Genomic DNA, 17,881 nt, shown 5'->3' with positions numbered 1-17,881 from the left:
CGTCGCGGTGCCGGTCAGAGCGGTTTCCGGTGGTCAGGAGAAGAGCGACCGGAAGAAGGTCACGATCGCTTCGGCGCCGTCCTTGAGCCAGCCGAGCACGCGGTGCACGAAGTCGGCGGACTGGGTCGGCTGGGTGATCAGGAAGAAGAGCACGAGCGCCACCACCCCGACGATGAGAACTTTCTTCATGCCGCTCGACATGCGCTTCCTCCCCGGCTCGCCGTCCCCGTCCTGGGAGTGGCCACGCCAATACTGTAGGGAAGGCGTGCCCCGAAGACACCCCGATCAACCCCCGATCACCCCCACCGGCCCCTGACCGACCTCGAGGAGCGGCGATGACCCGGAACGTGCTGGTCGAACGGGACGGCGAGGTGACGACGGTCACCATCGACCGCCCGGCCGCCCGCAACGCCGTCGACGGACCGACCGCGGCCGAGCTCGCCGAGGCGTTCCGGGAGTTCGACGCGGACCCCGGCGCCGCCGTCGCGGTCCTCACCGGATCGGGTGGCGCCTTCTGCGCCGGCGCCGATCTCAAGGCGATCGGCACCGACCGGATGAACCGCACTCACCCGGACGGGGACGGCCCGATGGGCCCGACCCGGATGCGGCTCGGCAAGCCGGTGATCGCGGCCGTGCACGGGCCGGCCGTCGCGGGCGGGCTGGAGCTGGCGCTGTGGTGCGACCTGCGGGTCGCCGACGCGACGGCGGTGTTCGGGGTGTTCTGCCGCCGCTGGGGCGTGCCGCTGATCGACGGCGGCACCGTCCGGCTGCCGCGGCTGATCGGCCAGTCGCGGGCGATGGACCTGATCCTTACCGGACGGCCGGTCGAAGCGGACGAAGCGTTCTCGATGGGCCTGGCCAACCGTCTGGTGCCGGCCGGCGAAGCGGTTTCGGCCGCGCAGGAGCTGGCGCGGCAGCTCGCGGCGTTCCCGCAGGCGTGTATGCGCGGCGACCGGCTCTCGGCGCTCGAGCAGTGGGGCCAGTCCGAAGAGGACGCGCTCGCGGCCGAGTTCCGGGCAGCGATGGGCGCGGGAGTGCTGGCAGCGGAGGCGGTCGACGGCGCGGCCCGCTTCGCAAGCGGCGAGGGCCGCCACGGCACCTTCACGTGACCAGCCAGGCATCACCCGTGCTTGAAGAGGCATCTCGCGTGATCAGCGGGGCATCACGCGTGATCCGAGAGGCATCACGTGTGATTGAAGGGGCATCGCGCCGATGCCCGCCTGATCACACGTGATGCCCCTCCAGTTACGCGTGATGCCCCTCCAGTCACGCGTGATGCCCGTCTGATCACGGGTGATGCCCGCCCGCGCACGGGGTTTCGGTGGGTTACCGGGCGTGCCTCGACCGGGTGGATCGCGTGGCGGCGGGGTTGTTCCGGTCAAGCGGCCGATAAGGTCGCCCGATGGACGACGATGGTCCCGGAGTCGTGCTCCGGCCCGTGGCCGAAGGCGATCTCGACCTGCTGGAACGGCTGACCAACGATCCCGTCGCGGCCGGGGCGCACCAGTGGTTCGGCTGGCACGATCCCAGCTACCTGCGCCGCCGCTGGCAGGAAACCGGCATGCTCACCACCGAGACCGGCATGCTCGTGCCGACGCTCGGCGGGCGCGTCCTCGGGCTCGTCTCCTGGCACCGCAGCCGGACCGGGCCGACGTCCTACTGCTGGAACGTGGGCCTCGTCCTGGCGCCGGAAGCGCGCGGCCACGGCTACGGCACCGAAGCCCAGCGCCTGCTCGCCGAGTACCTCTTCGCCCACACCCAGCTCAACCGGGTCGAAGCGACGACCGAGGTCGGCAACCGCGCCGAACAGCGCTCGCTCGAGAAGGCCGGCTTCACGCGCGAAGGCGTCCTTCGCGGCTACGGCTTCCGTGACGGCGAGTGGCGCGACAGCGTCGTCTACTCGGTCGTGCGCTCCGACCTCGCGGAGACCTAGCGGGAGACCTAGACGATCGCGCCCGCCGAACGCAGCGCGTCGAGGTCCGTGACGCCGAGCTCGGCGAGCACCGCTTCGGTGTCGGATCCCTTGGTGTGCGGGGCTTCCGGCGTCTCCGGCGGAGTGCGGTCGAACCGCGGCGCAGGCGCTGGCTGGACCAGGCCGCCGATCTCGACGAACGTCCCGCGCGCCGCGTTGTGCGGGTGCGACGCGGCTTCGCCGGGCGCGAGCACCGGGGTCAAGCACGCGTCCGTGCCCTCGGCTCGCGCGACGAGGTCGTCGCGCGTGTACTTGCCGATCGCCCCCGCCAGGATCTCGCGCAGACGCGGCCACTGCGTCTTGTCCACGTGCAGCGGCAGCGAATCCGGGTCCAGCTCGAGGACCTTCACCAGGTCGCCCCAGAACCGCATCTCGATCGCGCCGACGGCGACGTACTTGCCGTCCGCGGTCTCGTAGGTGTCGTAGAACGGGGCGCCGCCGTCGAGCATGTTGTCCCCGCGCCCACCGCCCCAGAGCCCGGCCGCGGCCATGCCGTGCAGGCTCGTGGTGAGCAGCGCCGCCCCGTCGACCATCGACGCGTCGACGACCTGGCCCTTCCCGGACGTGTTCCGTTCGTACAGCGCCGCGAGGACGCCCATCGCCAGCAGCAGCCCGCCACCGCCGAAGTCGCCGACGAGGTTGAGCGGCGGCACCGGCCGCTCGCCCGCGCGCCCGATCGGCTCGAGCGCGCCGGCGATGCCGATGTAGTTGATGTCGTGCCCCGCCGCGGTCGCCAGCGGACCGTCCTGGCCCCACCCGGTCATCCGGCCGTAGACCAGCCGCGGGTTGCGGGCGTGCACGACGTCGGGGCCGAGCCCGATCCGCTCGGCGACGCCCGGGCGGAACGGCTCGATGAGGACGTCGGCGGTCTCGCACAGCTTCAGCACCAGTTCGACGCCCTCGGGGGTCTTGGTGTTGATGCCCACCGACCGGCGGCCGCGGCCGAGCGGGTCGGCCGGGATGCCGAGCACGTCCTCCCCCGGCGTCGCGCGGTCCACGCGGACCACGTCGGCGCCGAGGTCGGCGAGGATCATCGTGGCGAACGGCCCGGGCGCGAGCCCGGCCAGCTCCACCACCTTCAGGCCGCCGAGCGGACCTGCCTTCATGTCGGGTCCTTTCAGAGCGAGCGGGAGATGATTTCCTTCATGATCTCGCTGGTACCGCCGAAGATCCGCGAGATCCGGACGTCGGCCCAGGCCCGCGCGATCGGGTACTCCGTCATGTAGCCGTAGCCGCCGAAGAGCTGCACGCAGTCGTCGATCACCTTGTTGACGCGCTCGGTGGTCCACAGCTTCGCCATCGCCGCGCCCTGGACGTCGAGCTCGCCCTTGAGGTGCCGTTCGATGCACTGGTCGAGGAACGCCCGCGCGACGGCGGCCTCGGTCGCCGCCTCGGCGAGCTTGAACTTGGTGTTCTGGAAGGAAAAGATCGGCCGGCCGAACGCCGTGCGCTCCTTCGTGTACTCCAGCGTGAGGTCGACCGCCGCCTCCAGCCCGGCCACCGCGGTGACGGCGATGATCAGCCGTTCCTGCGGCAGCTGCAGCATCAGCTGGAAGAAGCCCTGGCCTTCGGCGTCGCCGAGGAGGTTGGCGGCGGGCACGCGGACGTCGTCGAAGAACAGCTCGGCGGTGTCCTGGCCCTTGAGGCCGACCTTGTCGAGCACGCGGCCGCGGCGGAAGCCCGGGGTGTCGGTCTCGACGACGATCAGCGAGACGCCCTGCGCGCCCGCGTCCGGGTCGGTCTTGCACGCGACGACGACCAGGCCGGCGTGCAACCCGTTGGTGATGAAGGTCTTCGCGCCGTTGATGACGTAGTGGTCACCGTCGCGCACCGCGCGGGTCTTGATGCCCTGCAGGTCGGAGCCGGTGCCGGGCTCGGTCATCGCGATCGCGCCGACGAGCTCGCCGCTGGCCATCTTCGGCAGCCACTCGCGCTTCTTCTCTTCGGAGGCGTACGCGCTCAGGTAGTGCGCGACGATTCCGTTGTGGACGGTCACGCCCCACGCGCTGTCGCCCGAGCGGGCCTGCTCCTCGTAGAGCACGGCTTCGTGGGCGAAGGTGCCGCCGCCCCCGCCGTACTCCTCGGGGATGGAGAGGCAGAGCAGGCCGACGTCGCCGGCCTTGGTCCACAGCTCGCGGTCGACCTTCTTCTCGGCCGCCCAGCGTTCCTGGTGCGGCACGGCCTCCTTCTGCAGGAACGACCGCGACAGCTCGCGGAGGTCTTCGAGCTCGGTCGTGCTCCAGGAGCTCTTCGGGAGTTGAAGCGGCACGGGACCCTCCTGCTGGAAAACATGACGAACAGCATGTAAGTTCTCTGCGGAATGTACATCCGTACCGGCCTGTAGGTAAAGCAGGGAGGCCGAAGTGACCTCGACGGCGCACCGGACCCAGGCGCAGCGGCGCGAACAGACCCGCACGGCGCTGCTCGACGCCACCATCGACTGCCTCGTGGACGTCGGGTACGCGCGCACGTCGGTGCAGGAGATCTGCGCCCGCGCCGGCGTCTCGAAGGGCGCGGTGCAGCACCACTTCACCGCGAAGGCCGAGCTGATGGCGGCCGCCGTCGAGCACCTCACGACGAAGCTGCGCCGCCAGCTCGCCGCGTCGCTCGACGACCTGCCCAGCGGCGGCACGGGTGTCGCCGCGGCGATCGACCTGCTCTGGACCGGCTACTCCGGCACGCTGTCGACCGCCGTCACCGAACTGTGGGTCGCCGCCCGCACCGACCCCGAGCTGCGCGCGGCCATCCGGCCGGTCGACCGCGCGCTCGGCCGGGCGACGCTCGAACACGTCACCCAGGTCGCCGGCGAACTGCCGCCCGAGCGCGCGGAGATGTTGTTCTGGCTCACCGTGAACCTGACCCGCGGACTGGCGCTGGACGCCGAGCTCGGCGGCGACCCGAACCGGCGGCGGCAGCTGCTCGAGGAGTGGAAGCGGATCGCGGTCCTGCTCTACCAGGACGCAGCCACTGCGCCAAGCTGACCAGCCGGGCACCGCAAGGGCGGTAATGCCCCTTATCCCGCAGGCGGATTCGTGGTCCAATCCCCGGAAAGAGGGGAGCTTCCATGACCGCGAGCCCGTACCAGAACCCGTACGGCCCTCCCCCGGTACAGCAGCAGCGACCGCCAGGGCAGCCGGCCGACGCCGGCGCGCGCCTCCGGCTGATCGCCGGGATCGTCGGCGCCGTCGCCGCGGTGGTCGTGCTGGCCGGGTCGTTCCTCCCGCAGACGAAGTTCGAGCAGGCCGTCGGCGGCAAGACCGAGAGCAGCCAGACGATCAGCGCCTGGACGCGCTCGTTCGGCGTCGAACCCAGCGAGGAGGCGAAGAAGTTCTACGAGAACACCCACGTCGCGCGCTACGGGATCCCGCTGTCGGCCGGCGCGCTGGTGCTGCTGGCCGGGGCCGGTCTGGCGTTCGCGGGGGCGCGGCGTTCGGCGGGCACCGGGGTGCGCGCGGGCGCCCGGACGGCACTGGTGGCCGGCGGCGCGGGGGTGGCCGCGGCCGTGTGGATGCTCGGCATGGACGTCTCGGCGACCTTGAGCTACGAGTCCGACGACGACTCGCTCACCTCGCTCTACTCGACCGGCATCGGGTTCTGGATCCTGCTCGGCGGCGGCGCGCTCGCCGCCGTGACGCTGGTCCTCGCGACGCTCGCCGGACGGCGGCCGGCCGCCGGACCGCCGGGACCGCCGCCGGGGCCGTACGGCCAGCCCTACCAGCAGCAGCAGTCGAGGCCGTATCCCGTTCCGCCGCAGCAGTTCGCAGGGTATCCGGGTGCGCCGCCTTACCCGGGCGGGCCGCAGCCGTACCCGGGCGCGCCGCAGTCGCAGCCGTTCCCGGCGCAGGGCGGCCCGGTTTCGCAGCCCTTCCCGGCGCAGGGCGCGCCGGCCTCGCAGCCCTTCCCGGCGCAGAGCGGGCCCGCTTCGCAGCCGTTCCCCGCGCAGTCCGGCGAGGTGCCGACGCCCGCCGACTCCGGGCTGTCGCCGCGGCTCGACGATCCCTACGGCGGCGCGACGCAGGCCCATCCGCCGCCCAGCCGGCAGGAGCCGTCGCCGACCGAACCGACCTACCAGCTCCCGCCGCTGAACCCACCCAATACGTGAAACTTTTTCACATCAGACTGGACAACTGACGTACCGACGGTATGGTGTACTCGTCGGTAACCTCTGCGCGGCATCGCGCGGACTCCGGACGCCGCGGAACGGAGACGTCATGACCAGCACCACCCCCGCGAACGCCGTCGAGGACACGCCTTTGCCGCCGACGGTCGGCGGCATCGCCGGGGCGCCCGGCTCGGCGCGGGCGGCCGAGCTCGTCGCCCGCGCGGCCGGTGGCGCGGACTCGGCACCCATCCGCATGAACGCCCCCTTCACCGGACTGCCGATCGCGACGCTGCCCCAGGCCACTGACGCCGACGTCCGCGCGGTGTTCGCCGGCGCGCGGACGGCCCAGCGGGCCTGGGCGGAACGCTCCCCCGCCGAGCGCGCCCGCGTCCTCACCCGGCTGCACGACCTGGTGCTCGCCCGCCAGGACGAGGTGCTCGACCTGGTCCAGACCGAGGCGGGCAAGGCGCGGCTCGACGCGTTCGACGAGGTCAGCGCGACCGCGCTGGTCGCGGCCTACTACGGCAAGCACGCCGCCAAGATCCTCGCTCCCCGCCGCGTCGCCGGCGTCATCCCGGGGCTGACCCGCGCCGGCGAGATCCGGCACCCCAAGGGCGTCGTCGGCGTCATCTCGCCGTGGAACTACCCCCTGGCGCTCACCGCGATGGACGTCTTCCCGGCGCTGGCGGCCGGCAACGCCGTGGTGCAGAAGCCGGACAACCAGACCGCGCTTTCCGCGCTGTGGCTGCACGAGCTCGCCGAGGAGGCCGGGCTGCCGGCCGGGACCTGGCAGATCGTGCTCGGCCGCGGCTCGAAGATCGGCACCGCGCTGGTCGAGGAGTCGGACTACCTGTGCTTCACCGGGTCCACGCCGACCGGCAAGGAGCTGGCCGGGCAGGTGGCGAAGCGGCTGACGTCGTACTCGCTGGAGCTCGGCGGCAAGAACCCGATGATCGTGCTGCCCGACGCCGACGTCGCGAAGGCCGCGACGGGCGCGGTGACGGCGTGCTTCTCCTCGGCCGGGCAGCTGTGCGTGTCGGTCGAGCGGATCTACGTCCACGAGGACATCCGCGACGAGTTCACCCGTGCGTTCGTCGCGCGGACCGCGGCGGTGAAGCTCGGCGGCGCGCTGGACTACCACGCGGGGATGGGGTCGCTGACGTCGGAGGATCAGCTCGCGACGGTGTCGGCCCACGTCGAGGACGCCCGCGCGAAGGGCGCGTCGGTGCTCACCGGCGGCCGCGCCCGCCCCGACCTCGGCCCGCTGTTCTACGAGCCGACGGTGCTTTCCGGCGTCACGCCGGACATGCTGCCGTTCGCGGAGGAGACGTTCGGGCCCGTGGTCTCGATCTACGGCTACACCGACGTCACCGAGGCCATCGACCGGGCCAACGACACGCCGTTCGGGCTCAACGCCAGCGTCTGGTCGCGCAACGGCCGCGCGGGCTGGGAGGTCGCGGCGCGGCTCAAGGCCGGGACGGTCAACGTCAACGAGGGCTACGCGGCGACGTTCGGCAGCGTCGGCGTCCCGATGGGCGGCATGAAGGACTCGGGCGTCGGCCGCCGCAACGGCGCCGAGGGCCTGCTGAAGTACACGGAGTCCCAGTCGATCGCCCTGCAGCGCGGGCTGGCTTTGCGGCCGCCTCGCGGGGTTTCGGGTTCGCTGTGGTCCCGCGGCATGACCCTCGGCCTCAAAGCCCTCCGCCGCCTCCCCCGCTGACGGGCATCACGCGTGATCAGGCGGGCATCACGTGTGATTGCAGGGGCATCACTCCCGATGCCCGGCCCATCACGCGTGATGCCCCGCTGATCACGTGAGATGCCTCTTTCGTCACGCGTGTTCGGCGGTGGGGGCGGTCAGGAGGCCGCGGTCGTAGGCGATCGCGACCGCTTCCGCGCGGCGGCTCGCGCCGAGTTTCGCCATCACGCGGGACAGGTGGACGCTGACCGTCTTCTCGCTGATGTACAGCTCTTCGCCGACCTGGCGGTTCGTACGGCCCAGTGCCACGCGCTCGAGGACGTCGCGCTCGCGGTCGGTCAGCGGGTCGGTGACCGCGCGGACCGGCGCCTGCGGTTCGACGCCCGGCAGCTCGACCCGGGCACGGTGCGCCAGGTCGCGGACGGCGTCGCGCAGCGGGACCGCGCCCAGGCGCATCGCCACCGCGTGGGCCGCTTCGAGCGCCGCGCGCGCGTCTTCGTCCGCGGCCAGCAGGGCTTCGGCCTCGTGCCAGTGGCAGATCGCCTGCTCGTACACGGCGCCGTAGCCGAACGCCTCCGCCGCGGCGGCCCACAGCTTCGCGTCGCCCCGGCCGGTCAGGCAGGTCGCCGCCGCCTCCAGCCGGGCCAGCCACGCCTGGCCCTCCGGCCCGAGCGTCCCCGACCGCGGCTGCCCGACGACCGAGCTCATCCGGCCGTGCGCCAGCATCCGCTCGCCCGCGGCGATGGCGGCTTCGGCCGCGGCCTGGTCGCCGCGGACGCGGGCGTCGGCGGCCTGCGCGGCCGCGGCGGTCACGCCGACCGCGGCCACCCGGATTCCGGCCAGCAGGCCGGGTTCGATCCGCTCCAGCCAGCCGATGAGGTCCTCGGTGCGGCGCACCGCCTCGGCGTGGTCGCCCCGCCAGTACGCCAGCTGGATGCCGGCGTCCCCGACCGACAGCGGGATCTGCATGTCGGCCGTCCAGTGCTGACGCAGCCCGGTGACGAGCTTCGCGGCTTCGTCGAACCGGCCGCGCGCGACGACGAACAGCGACCAGATCGCCAGGATCCGCGCGGCGACCGCGCTGGACACCCCGCGCCCGGCCCGGCTCGCGCTCTCGTCCGGCCAGTCGCCCATCAGGTACCGCAGGGTCAACTGCCGCGCGCGCAGCTCCAGCCCGTAGACGCTCCAGCTGAGCCCGGCCGCTTCGGCCCGGGCGACGCCGCTCGCGACGTGCTCCAGAGCTTCGGCGAAGTCGGCGTGGTCGTCGTAGCTCAGCGCGAGGAAGTAGGTCGCGCGGATCTCGGTGTTCGGCGCGTTCGCGTCCCGCGCCTTCCGCTGCGCCTTGCGCAACCATTCACGCGCCTCGGCGGGATCGCCCGCGGAGTCGGCGAGCGTGCCCAGGGTGATCAGGGCCGCGGCCTCGGCGGCCGCCGCCCCCACCGCCTGTGCGTCGGAGACCGCCGTGCGCGCGCTCTCCAGCGCCGCCTCCGGCTGTTCGAGGATCCGGAGGAATCCGGCGCGGCCCGCGAGCACCCAGGCGCGCGTCCCGCTCGGCTCGCTGTCCTTCACCAGGTCCCAGGCCCGGTCGATCGCCGCGGTCGCCTCGTCGAGGGTGCCTTCCAGCGCCAGCAGGGCCTCGGCCAGCCGCCGCCACGTCTTCGCCGCGCGATCGGCCGCCGTGTCCGGCTTCAACGCCTGCGTGGCCGACCGCGCGAAGGCCGCTGCGCGCTCGGGCTCACCGGACGTGCCCGCGAAGTAGGACGCTTCGTGCAGCAGCCGCAGCTCGTCGAACCCCTCGGGCCGATCCGCCGCCGCGACGGCGTCCCAGATGGACAGTGCCTGTTCGACGTGCTGCAGCGCCGACCCGGGCGCGCCGAGCTTCTCGGCCTCGTCCATCGCGCGCAGCAACGCCGGCAGCGCGGTGACCAGGTCGCTGCTCTGCATCGAGTGGTAGGCCAGCTTCGCGTCGTGGCCGCGGCCCTGCGGCCGCGACTGGATCCGGGCCGCGTACGCCGCGTGCGTGCGCGACCGCTCCCCCGGCAGCAGGTCGCCGTACACCGCTTCCTGCAGCAACGCGTGCCGGAACGTGTAGGAGCCGTCCGGCAGCACCACTAGGACGTGGTGCTGGACGGCTTCGCGCAACGCCTCGTCGAGCTCCAGCTCCCCGACGCCGGAGACCTCGGCGAGCGCGGCGTGCATGACCGGCTCGTTCGCGACCGAGATCACCCTGGCCACGCGGCGGGTGTCCGGCGAGAGCCGCTCGAGCCGGGACAGCAGCACCTCGGCGAGCCCGGCGGGCAGGTCGTTGCACTCGGTCTGGGTGGCGAGGAGCTCCTCGGCGAAGAACGGGTTGCCCTCGGACCGGGCGACGATGTCGGCCACGACGTCCGCCGGCATCGGCTCGTCGGCCAGCGCCTCGACGAACTTCCGGGCGTCGGCGGCGCCGAAGGGGTGCAGGTCGACGCGCTCGACGGTGGCGAGCCGGACCAGCTCCGACAGCACGCCGCGCAGCGGGTGGCGCCGGTGGACGTCCTCCTCGCGGTAGCTGCCCACGACCAGCAGCCGTTGCGCCCGCAGCCTGCTGAGCAGGAAGGACAGCAGGTTGCGGGTCGAGGCGTCGGCCCAGTGGAGATCCTCCAGCAGGATCACCACCGGGCGCGCCTGGGCGATCTCGGTCAGCACCCCCAGTACCGCGTCGAACAACTGCAGCTGACCGAGATCCTGCTCGGGCCGGGGACGCACCATGGTCTCCCGGTCGTTCGAGGTCATCGGCGGGTGTTCCACCTCGCGGGGCTCCTCGACACCCGCGCCCTGCGGCAGCAGCCGCCCGAGCGCGGGCCGGAGCCGCACCGCGGCGGCCACCGCCTGGTCCGCCGAGCTGCCCAGCGGGGCGAGCGCTTCGGCGAACGGAAGATAAGGAAGACCGCCTTCGCGGACGTCGATGCAGCGGCCGGTCAGCAGCAGCCCACCGCCCGCCTCGACGTGCTCGCCGAGCGCGGTCAGCAGCCGGGTCTTGCCGACCCCGGCGTCCCCCGAGAGCAGCACCGCGCCGGCCTCGCCACGTTCAGCCCTGGCGAAGGCGGCGCGGAGCCGCCGCATCTCGTGGGTACGGGCGACGAGCGGGATTCCGGAGCCGAGTCGGGGCACAAGGAGCATTCTGACCTACCCCACCGACATATTTTCGGGGGTTCGGGTGGCGAAGCCCCCGACCTGGGGCGATGCCCCAGATGTCACCGACAAGTTCCGCACGCTTATCGCCTTGGACACCATCACCCGCCCCTACCGGGCGGTCTCGCCGACACCGGCGGTTTCCCGCGCGGCTTCGCGGCGCTCCTGCGCCGGCACGTCGACGTCGGTGCGCGCGGCCCGCAGGTGGCGGACGGCGCGACGGGCGCGGGCGGCCCAGACGCTGCGCCCGGCCTTCCGCAGTTCCTCGGCCCGGTAAGCCGCTTCGGCCCGGACCGCGTCGAGCATCAAATCGCTGTGCATCGTGTTCCCCTGGTTCCCGAGTTCTCCGGTTGGTAGCACTCAGGTTCGTCCTGAGGGGACACCTCAGGCATCGGGTGATCACGCAGCCCTGACCGTGAAAAGACCCCTTACTCCCGGCCGAGCCCAGCTCGGCGGGGGTAAGGGGTCTTCGAAACCGCCTCAGTCGTGCGCCGGGCCGCCGGGCCGCACCGCGGCCAGCAGCCCCCGCCAACCGGATGCGGGCAGGCGGAACGCACCACCCTCGGGGTCCTTCGAGTCGCGCAGCGCGGCGCCCCCGGCGACGAACGCGACCTCGACGCAGTCGTTCCCGCCGCCGCTGTGGCTGCTCTTGCGCCACCGCAAGCCGGACAGCGACTCCGAGAAATCGTTTTCCATGGTCCCCAACTCCCTTACTGTGTTCTCGGTTCCAGGTGGTGCACCGGAGCCGGTACGGCCGCCTGTTCGGCGAACCGCCCGGCCGCCTCGGCGATCAGCTCCACCGAGTCGTCCGGTTTCAGTGCGGCCGCGCGCAGATGGTCGAACATCAGCCCGTAGCGCCGCACGTCTGTGGGTTCCTCCAGGTAGAGGCCGCTGGACGTGCTGTCGTCGACGTAGACGACGTCCGGGTCGGCCTGCTCGGGGAAGCCCATGATCAGGAAGGGACCCTCCATGCCGGGGTGCGCGCCGGCTCCGAACGGCACGACCTGGATGGTCACGTTCGGCTTCTCGGCGACCGCGAGCATGCGGTAGAGCTGCTCGGCCATCACCTCGGGACCGTCGACGACCCGGCGCAGCACGGCTTCGTCCATCACCGCCCAGTACTCCGGCGGCGGGGTGTCGGACAGCAGCTCCTGGCGCGCCATGCGGGCGGCGATGCGACGGCGGATCTCGGCGTCGTCGGCGTCCGGCCGCAGCGCCCGGATCACCGCGCGGGCGTAGCGCTCGGTCTGCAGCAGGCCGGGGACCAGCAGCGCCTGGAACGCGCGCAGCGAGCTGGCGTCGGCCTCGAGCCCGACGAACGTCCCGGTGAAGACTTCGTTGTAGGCGTGCCACCAGCCGCGTTTGCGGGCCTCCCTGGCCAGCTGGACGAGCGCCTCCTGCTCGTCGCCGGTGATGCCGTAGAGGGCCAGCATGTCCCGCGCGTCCCGCGGGGTGACCCCGACGTGGCCGGTCTCGATGCGGCTGACCTTCGACGCCGAGCACTCGAGTTTCTCGCCCACCTCGTCGATGGTGAGGTCCGCGGCTTCGCGCAGCCTGCGCAGCTCTCCCGCGAGCCGCCGGCGGCGAACCGTGGGGCTCTGTCCCCTTGCCATCGCGCACCTCCGGATGTCGACGGCGCCGTAGCCGTTCGCTTGCTCCCAGTATCTAACAGGGACGTTCGAGTAATCGCACGGTACCGATTACCGCCACGCGACCCGCGTCGTATCTGCAATTTGCAGAATGCTTCTGTATGCTCGCATCCTGCACTGCGACAGGACGCGGCAAGTGCGGGCCGGGCCTCGGCCTCCCCCGCTGCCGGAAGCCTGTGAGCAGGGTAATCGATGACTTCGCGGTCCGCCGCGTGGTCGTCGGGAGAAGAGGTCCGGGGCCGTCCCCCGATCGGCCCCGGCCCTCTTCCGCAAGTCAGCCGCCCTATTGGCAGATTGATTATTCCGCCATTCGTCGCCCGCAAGGGTGATTTCCGGACGGACTTTTCAGAGGACCCGCAGAAGTCCTTCTTGGACGACCGTCGCGATGAGGGTGCCGTCCGCGCCGAAGAACCGGCCCGTGGCGAGGCCGCGCGCACCGGAGGCGGTCGGCGACGCGCTGTCGTAGAGGAACCACTCGTCGGCGCGGAAGGGCCGGTGGAACCAGAGCGCGTGGTCGAGGCTCGCGCCGAGCACCTTGTCGGTGTCCCAGTAGACGCCGTGGCGCGCGAGCACCGAGTCGAGCAGGGTCATGTCCGAGGCGTAGGTCAGCACGCAGACGTGCAGCAGCTGCTGGTCGGGCAGCTTCCCGTCGGCGCGCATCCACACCTGGTTGCGCGCGGGCCGCTCCCCCGTCTCGCGGGTGACCCACGGCGGCTCGTTGACGTACCGCACGTCGATCGGGCGCGGCCGGCTGTGCGCGCCGATCGCGTAGCCCTCGGCGCGTTCCATCAGCGTCGGCAGCGTTTCGGGCGCCGGGACGCCCTCGGGCATCTCCTCGGCGTGCTCGATGCCCGGTTCGTCCTTCTGGAACGACGCCGACAGCGAGAAGATCGCCTTGCCGTGCTGGATCGCGATGACGCGGCGCGTGGTGAACGACCGGCCGTCCCGGATGCGGTCGACCTCGTAGATGATCGGGACGCTCGGGTCGCCGCCGCGGATGAAGTACGCGTGCAGCGAGTGGACCCGGCGTTCCTCGGGGACCGTGCGCCCGGCCGCGACCAGCGCCTGGCCGGCGACCTGCCCGCCGAACACCCGCACCGGCGAGTGGGCGGGCGATACGCCGCGGAAGATGTTCTCTTCGATCTTCTCCAGGTCCAGCAGCGCGATCAGGCGGTCCAGCACCGGCTGGCCGCCACCCGGGATCTCCAGTTCGGTGGCGGCCGTCCTGGCCATTTCAGTCATGGCCAGACCCTATGTGCTGCGGGGGCAGGACGTCCCTTATGCGTGGTCGTCTTCACCGAGGCGGTGCACGTGGATCAGGTTCGTCGAGCCCACGGTGCCCGGCGGGGAGCCGGCCACGATGACGACCAGGTCGCCCTTCTGGTACTTGCCCATCTCGAGCATCGCGTGGTCGACCTGCTGGATCATCTGGTCGGTCGAGTCCACCCGCGGCACGATGTGGGTGTTGGTGCCCCACGTCATCGACAGCTGGCTGCGGACGCAGTCCTCCGGCGTGAACGCCAGCAGCGGCAGCCGCGTGTGCAGCCGGGCCAGGCGGCGCACGGTGTCACCGGACTGGGTGAACGCGACCAGCGCCTTCGCGTTGAGCCGCTCGCCGATGTCGCGGGCGGCGTAGGAGATCACGCCGCGCTTGGTGCGCGGGACGTGCGTCAGCGGCGGCACGATCGGCGAGTCGGTCTCGACCGCCTCGATGATCCGGCCCATCGTCTGGACGACCTCGATCGCGTACCGGCCGACGCTGGTCTCGCCGGACAGCATCAGCGCGTCGGCACCGTCGAGGACCGCGTTCGCGACGTCGGAGGCCTCGGCGCGGGTCGGCCGGGAGTTGTTGATCATCGACTCGAGCATCTGCGTCGCGACGATGACCGGCTTCGCGTTCTCGCGGCAGATCTGGATGGCGCGCTTCTGGACCAGCGGGACCTGCTCCAGCGGCAGCTCGACGCCCAGGTCGCCGCGGGCGACCATCACCGCGTCGAAGGCCAGCACGATGGCCTCGAGGTTGTAGACGGCCTCGGGCTTCTCGATCTTGGCGACGACCGGCAGGCGTCCCTTGCCGACGCGGTCCATCACCTGGTGGACCAGGTCGATGTCGGCGGGCGAGCGGACGAAGGACAGGGCGATGAAGTCGACGCCCAGCTCGAGCGCGAACTCGAGGTCCTCGATGTCCTTCTCGGACATCGCGGGCACGGACACGTCCATGCCGGGCAGCGAGACGCCCTTGTTGTTGCTGACGGGACCGCCCTCGGTCACCTCGCAGACCACGTCCGGGCCCTCGACGCCCTTGACCACCAGGCCGACCTTGCCGTCGTCGACGAGCAGGCGGTCACCGGGCTTGGCGTCCTTCGCCAGGCCCTTGTAGGTGGTCGAGACGCGGTCGTGGGTGCCGGCGACGTCCTCGATGGTGATCCGGACGATGTCGCCGTTGTGCCACTCGACCGGGCCACCGGCGAACGTGCCGAGACGGATCTTCGGGCCCTGCAGGTCGGCGAGGATGCCGACCGCCCGGCCGCTCTCGGCGGCCGCGGCCCGGATGAGGTCGTAGACCTCCTTGTGGTCGCCGTGGCTGCCGTGGCTGAAGTTCATCCTGGCCACGTCCATGCCAGCGTCGACGAGGGCCCGCATCTTCTCCGGCGTTGCGGTGGCAGGGCCCAGGGTACAAACGATCTTCGCGCGTCGGCTCACGTTCGCACAGCGTAGTCCCTCCCCGCGCGTTCGTCTGTACCGATCCCGAAAAGTTCAAGAAAACTGTTCAGAAACCTGCGGGGTCAGATCCCGCTAGCGGCGCGGCTGTTCACTGGGTCCGACCCGGTCACGGGCCCATTCGTTGAACTCGCGCAGCTGCCGCCAGGCCTTCCGGACCCGTTCGAGGGTGCCCCGCTCGTGCAGGACGTCGTCCGGCTCCCAGACGCGGACCGCGTACACCGAGCGGTAGCGCAGCAGGTCGAGGCGGGGGTGGTCGGCGTCGAAGCCCCGCGGCTTCGACTTCAGCCGGTCACCCCGGACCTCCCAGCCGGCCTTCTCGAGCTTCTTGATGATCTTCGCGAGCGCTTCGCCGTGCAACTCGGTGTCGACGGCCGAGCGGAAGCGGGCGATCTGGTCGGACGCGAGGTGGAAGCAGCCGCCGCCGGCGCGCAGCCCCTCCGGGCCGACCTCGACGTAGTACGCGCCGCCGCCGCGGCCCTGCTCGATCACGGCGCCGCAGTGGGTCTTGTACGGCGTCTTGTCCTTGGCGAAGCGGACGTCGCGGTAGGGGCGGAACACCTTGGGCTCGCCGAAGCCGTCGGAGAACTCCGGGGCGAGCTCGGCGAGCAGCGCCTCCATCGGGGCCCGGACGTCGGTCTTGTAGGTCTCGACGTGGTCGTCCCAGTAGGGCTTCGAGTTGTCTTCCACGAGGCCGTCGTAGAAGTCGACGGCGTACTCGCCGAATCCGCTGAACGTCACGGGGTGGACCCTAATCCCGCGCACCGACAGGAATTGTCGGTCCCCCGGCGTAGCGTCCCGCCGCATGACGCACGAGGAGTACTTCGCGGCGCTCGCCGAACCTCGGCGGGGCGAGCTGCGGGCGTTGCACGCGTTGATCCGCGAGTCGGCGCCGGATCTGGCGCCGACGATGGAGTTCGGCCTGCCCGGCTACGGCCGCTACCACTACCGGTACGCCTCGGGCCGGGAAGGCGATGCGGCGACCGTGTCGCTGGCCAGCCGCAAGAACCACATCTCGCTGTACGTCTCGTGCGTGGCCGGCGACCGGTACCTGCCGGAGCTGTTCGCCGACCGGCTCACCGGGGCGTCGGTCGGGAAGAGCTGCGTCCGGTTCAAGCACCTGTCCGATGTGGACATCGGCGTGCTCGGGGAGCTGCTGCGGGCCGCGGCGGAGACGCCACCCGCCGGGGCGGTGTGAAACCCGGTGCGACCGGCACGCCGCGCGCGGCCGGTCGCACCGGGAGCCCTTACTTCGCGACGGCGCCGATCAGCTCGCCGTCGGTGGTGTCACCGGAGAGCTCCCAGAACATCGCGCCCCCGAGCCCCTGCTGCTTGGCGTAGTCCACCTTGCCGCCAATGGTCGACGGGGTGTCGTAGCTCCACCAGTCGTTGCCGCACTTGGCGTACGCGGTGCCGGCGACGGTCCCGGTCGACGGGCACGACGTCTTGAGCACCTTGTAGTCCTCGATGCCCGGCTCGTACTTGGCCGGCGCCGCACCGGTCGCGGTGCCGCCCGGGGCGTCCTGGGTGACGCCGGTCCAGCCGCGGCCGTAGAAACCGATGCCCAGCAGCAGCTTGCTCGCCGGGACGCCCTTGCTCTTGAGTTTCTGGATGGCAGCGTCGGAGTAGAAGCCGGCCGTCGGGATGCCGTCGTAGCTCGTCAGCGGCGAGTGCGGGGCGGTCGGGCCCTGCGCGGCGAACGCGCCGAAGTAGTCGTAGGTCATCACGTTGTACCAGTCGACGTACTGCGCGGCACCCGCGTAGTCGGCCGCGTCGATCTTGCCGCCGTCGGTGCCGTCCGCGGTGATCGCGGAGGTGACGAGCTGCGAGCCGAACTTGGCGCGCAGGGCGCCCATCAGGTTCTTGTACGCCGCCGCGCCGCTGGTGTCGCAGCTCAGGCCGCAGGCGTTGGGGTACTCCCAGTCGATGTCGATGCCGTCGAAGACGCCGGCCCAGCGCGGGTCGTTGACCAGGTTGTAGCAGGAGTCCGCGAACGCCGCGGGGTTCTGCGCGGCCTGCCCGAAGCCGCCCGACCAGGTCCAGCCGCCGAACGACCAGATCACCTTGAGGCCGGGATGCTTGGCCTTGAGCTTCTTGAGCTGGTTGAAGCTGCCGGCGACGGGCTGGTCCCAGGTGTCGGCGACGCCGTCGACACTGCCCGCGGCGTCGTAGGTCTTCTGGTAGTCGGCGTAGGCGTCGCCGATCGAGCAGCCGCCGTTCGTCACGTTGCCGAACGCGTAGTTGATGTGGGTCAGCTTGCTCGCCGAGCCCGACGTCTCGATGTTCTTGACGTGGTAGTTGCGGTCGTAGACCCCCCATTCGGTGAAGTAGCCGACGACCTTGCCGACGGAGGCCTGCGCGGTCTCGGTGGCGGCGGTGGCCGCCGGGACGGTCGCGGCTCCCGCGACCAGGCCCGCGGCGGCCGCCACGGTCAGCAGCGCCGAGAAGCTCTTCCTGCGAAAACGGGACACGCCTGCTCCCTCCGGAGAATTACTCACGGCCACGGTGCCGGAGTGGTGGGGACCACACCACCGTAAGTGGACTAGACCATTAGGTCAATGGTTCAGACC

The 17,881-nt window shown here is 71.6% G+C and carries 17 protein-coding genes; 6 read left to right on the top strand and 11 right to left on the bottom strand.

The genetic code is table 11. From position 1 onward, the window contains the following. Nucleotides 1–33: 33 nt before the first annotated feature. Entirely contained in the window at nt 34–189 is a 156-nt protein-coding gene (locus ACZ7OU_RS19625) for a hypothetical protein (protein WP_285483651.1), read from the bottom strand. A 146-nt stretch (nt 190–335) separates the two neighbouring features. Here ACZ7OU_RS19625 and ACZ7OU_RS19620 point away from each other — a divergent pair, with 146 nt between their 5' ends. Beyond that, nucleotides 336–1,109, top strand: coding sequence for a crotonase/enoyl-CoA hydratase family protein (locus ACZ7OU_RS19620; RefSeq protein ID WP_470256146.1), 774 nt, complete (start codon nt 336–338; stop codon nt 1,107–1,109). 293 nt (nt 1,110–1,402) lie between these two features. Further along, nucleotides 1,403–1,933, top strand: coding sequence for a GNAT family N-acetyltransferase (locus ACZ7OU_RS19615; RefSeq protein ID WP_470256145.1), 531 nt, complete (start codon nt 1,403–1,405; stop codon nt 1,931–1,933). Nucleotides 1,934–1,941: 8 nt separating this feature from the next. Here ACZ7OU_RS19615 and ACZ7OU_RS19610 read toward each other — a convergent pair whose 3' ends face one another. Together ACZ7OU_RS19610 and ACZ7OU_RS19605 are read right to left on the bottom strand one after the other, a co-directional pair. Then, nucleotides 1,942–3,078 (bottom strand): CaiB/BaiF CoA transferase family protein, encoded by a 1,137-nt coding sequence (locus ACZ7OU_RS19610; protein WP_470256144.1) that lies wholly within the window; start codon nt 3,076–3,078, stop codon nt 1,942–1,944. A gap of 11 nt (nt 3,079–3,089) precedes the next feature. Further along, entirely contained in the window at nt 3,090–4,241 is a 1,152-nt protein-coding gene (locus ACZ7OU_RS19605; RefSeq protein WP_470238638.1) for an acyl-CoA dehydrogenase family protein, read from the bottom strand. Between the two features lie 94 nt (nt 4,242–4,335). Here ACZ7OU_RS19605 and ACZ7OU_RS19600 point away from each other — a divergent pair, with 94 nt between their 5' ends. From ACZ7OU_RS19600 to ACZ7OU_RS19590, 3 genes are all read left to right on the top strand, one after another. After that, nucleotides 4,336–4,953 carry a TetR/AcrR family transcriptional regulator gene (locus tag ACZ7OU_RS19600; RefSeq protein WP_470238639.1) on the top strand — a complete coding sequence of 206 codons (618 nt, stop codon included), beginning with the start codon at nt 4,336–4,338 and terminating at the stop codon, nt 4,951–4,953. Nucleotides 4,954–5,036: 83 nt separating this feature from the next. Next, nucleotides 5,037–6,074: a hypothetical protein gene (locus ACZ7OU_RS19595; protein WP_470256143.1), complete on the top strand. Its 1,038-nt coding sequence runs from the start codon at nt 5,037–5,039 to the stop codon at nt 6,072–6,074. A 109-nt stretch (nt 6,075–6,183) separates the two neighbouring features. Further along, the gene (locus ACZ7OU_RS19590) at nt 6,184–7,794 is read left to right on the top strand and encodes a succinic semialdehyde dehydrogenase (protein WP_470256142.1); all 1,611 of its coding nucleotides are present in this window, start codon (nt 6,184–6,186) and stop codon (nt 7,792–7,794) included. A gap of 111 nt (nt 7,795–7,905) precedes the next feature. Here the strand turns inward: ACZ7OU_RS19590 and ACZ7OU_RS19585 are convergent, their stop codons facing one another. The 7 genes from ACZ7OU_RS19585 to ACZ7OU_RS19555 form a co-directional block, all read right to left on the bottom strand. Continuing rightward, nucleotides 7,906–10,929 (bottom strand): helix-turn-helix transcriptional regulator, encoded by a 3,024-nt coding sequence (locus ACZ7OU_RS19585; RefSeq protein ID WP_470256141.1) that lies wholly within the window; start codon nt 10,927–10,929, stop codon nt 7,906–7,908. 123 nt (nt 10,930–11,052) lie between these two features. Then, a complete protein-coding gene (locus ACZ7OU_RS19580; protein ID WP_364625084.1) occupies nt 11,053–11,262 on the bottom strand; it encodes a hypothetical protein in 210 nt (69 codons plus the stop codon). A gap of 159 nt (nt 11,263–11,421) precedes the next feature. Then, nucleotides 11,422–11,637 carry a DUF397 domain-containing protein gene (locus ACZ7OU_RS19575; protein WP_470256140.1) on the bottom strand — a complete coding sequence of 72 codons (216 nt, stop codon included), beginning with the start codon at nt 11,635–11,637 and terminating at the stop codon, nt 11,422–11,424. A gap of 14 nt (nt 11,638–11,651) precedes the next feature. Further along, nucleotides 11,652–12,554, bottom strand: a complete 903-nt coding sequence (locus tag ACZ7OU_RS19570; RefSeq protein WP_470238644.1) for a helix-turn-helix domain-containing protein — start codon at nt 12,552–12,554, stop codon at nt 11,652–11,654. 381 nt (nt 12,555–12,935) lie between these two features. Further along, entirely contained in the window at nt 12,936–13,832 is an 897-nt protein-coding gene (locus ACZ7OU_RS19565; protein WP_284741190.1) for an acyl-CoA thioesterase, read from the bottom strand. A 36-nt stretch (nt 13,833–13,868) separates the two neighbouring features. Beyond that, complete coding sequence (gene pyk / locus ACZ7OU_RS19560; RefSeq protein WP_470238645.1) at nt 13,869–15,293, bottom strand: pyruvate kinase; 1,425 nt, start codon at nt 15,291–15,293, stop codon at nt 13,869–13,871. A gap of 93 nt (nt 15,294–15,386) precedes the next feature. Continuing rightward, nucleotides 15,387–16,052 (bottom strand): DUF2461 domain-containing protein, encoded by a 666-nt coding sequence (locus ACZ7OU_RS19555; protein ID WP_470256139.1) that lies wholly within the window; start codon nt 16,050–16,052, stop codon nt 15,387–15,389. Nucleotides 16,053–16,116: 64 nt separating this feature from the next. On the opposite strand from ACZ7OU_RS19555, the gene ACZ7OU_RS19550 reads away from it, so the two are divergent. Further along, complete coding sequence (locus ACZ7OU_RS19550; RefSeq protein WP_470256138.1) at nt 16,117–16,509, top strand: iron chaperone; 393 nt, start codon at nt 16,117–16,119, stop codon at nt 16,507–16,509. A gap of 49 nt (nt 16,510–16,558) precedes the next feature. Here ACZ7OU_RS19550 and ACZ7OU_RS19545 read toward each other — a convergent pair whose 3' ends face one another. After that, nucleotides 16,559–17,782 (bottom strand): glycoside hydrolase family 18 protein, encoded by a 1,224-nt coding sequence (locus tag ACZ7OU_RS19545; RefSeq protein ID WP_470238648.1) that lies wholly within the window; start codon nt 17,780–17,782, stop codon nt 16,559–16,561. Between the last annotated feature and the right edge of the window lie 99 nt (nt 17,783–17,881).

The organism is Amycolatopsis sp. NPDC114505 (genome assembly GCF_055633615.1).
The sequence above is the reverse complement of the archived record's forward strand: the minus strand, read 5'-3'. Positions and strand labels throughout refer to the sequence as shown.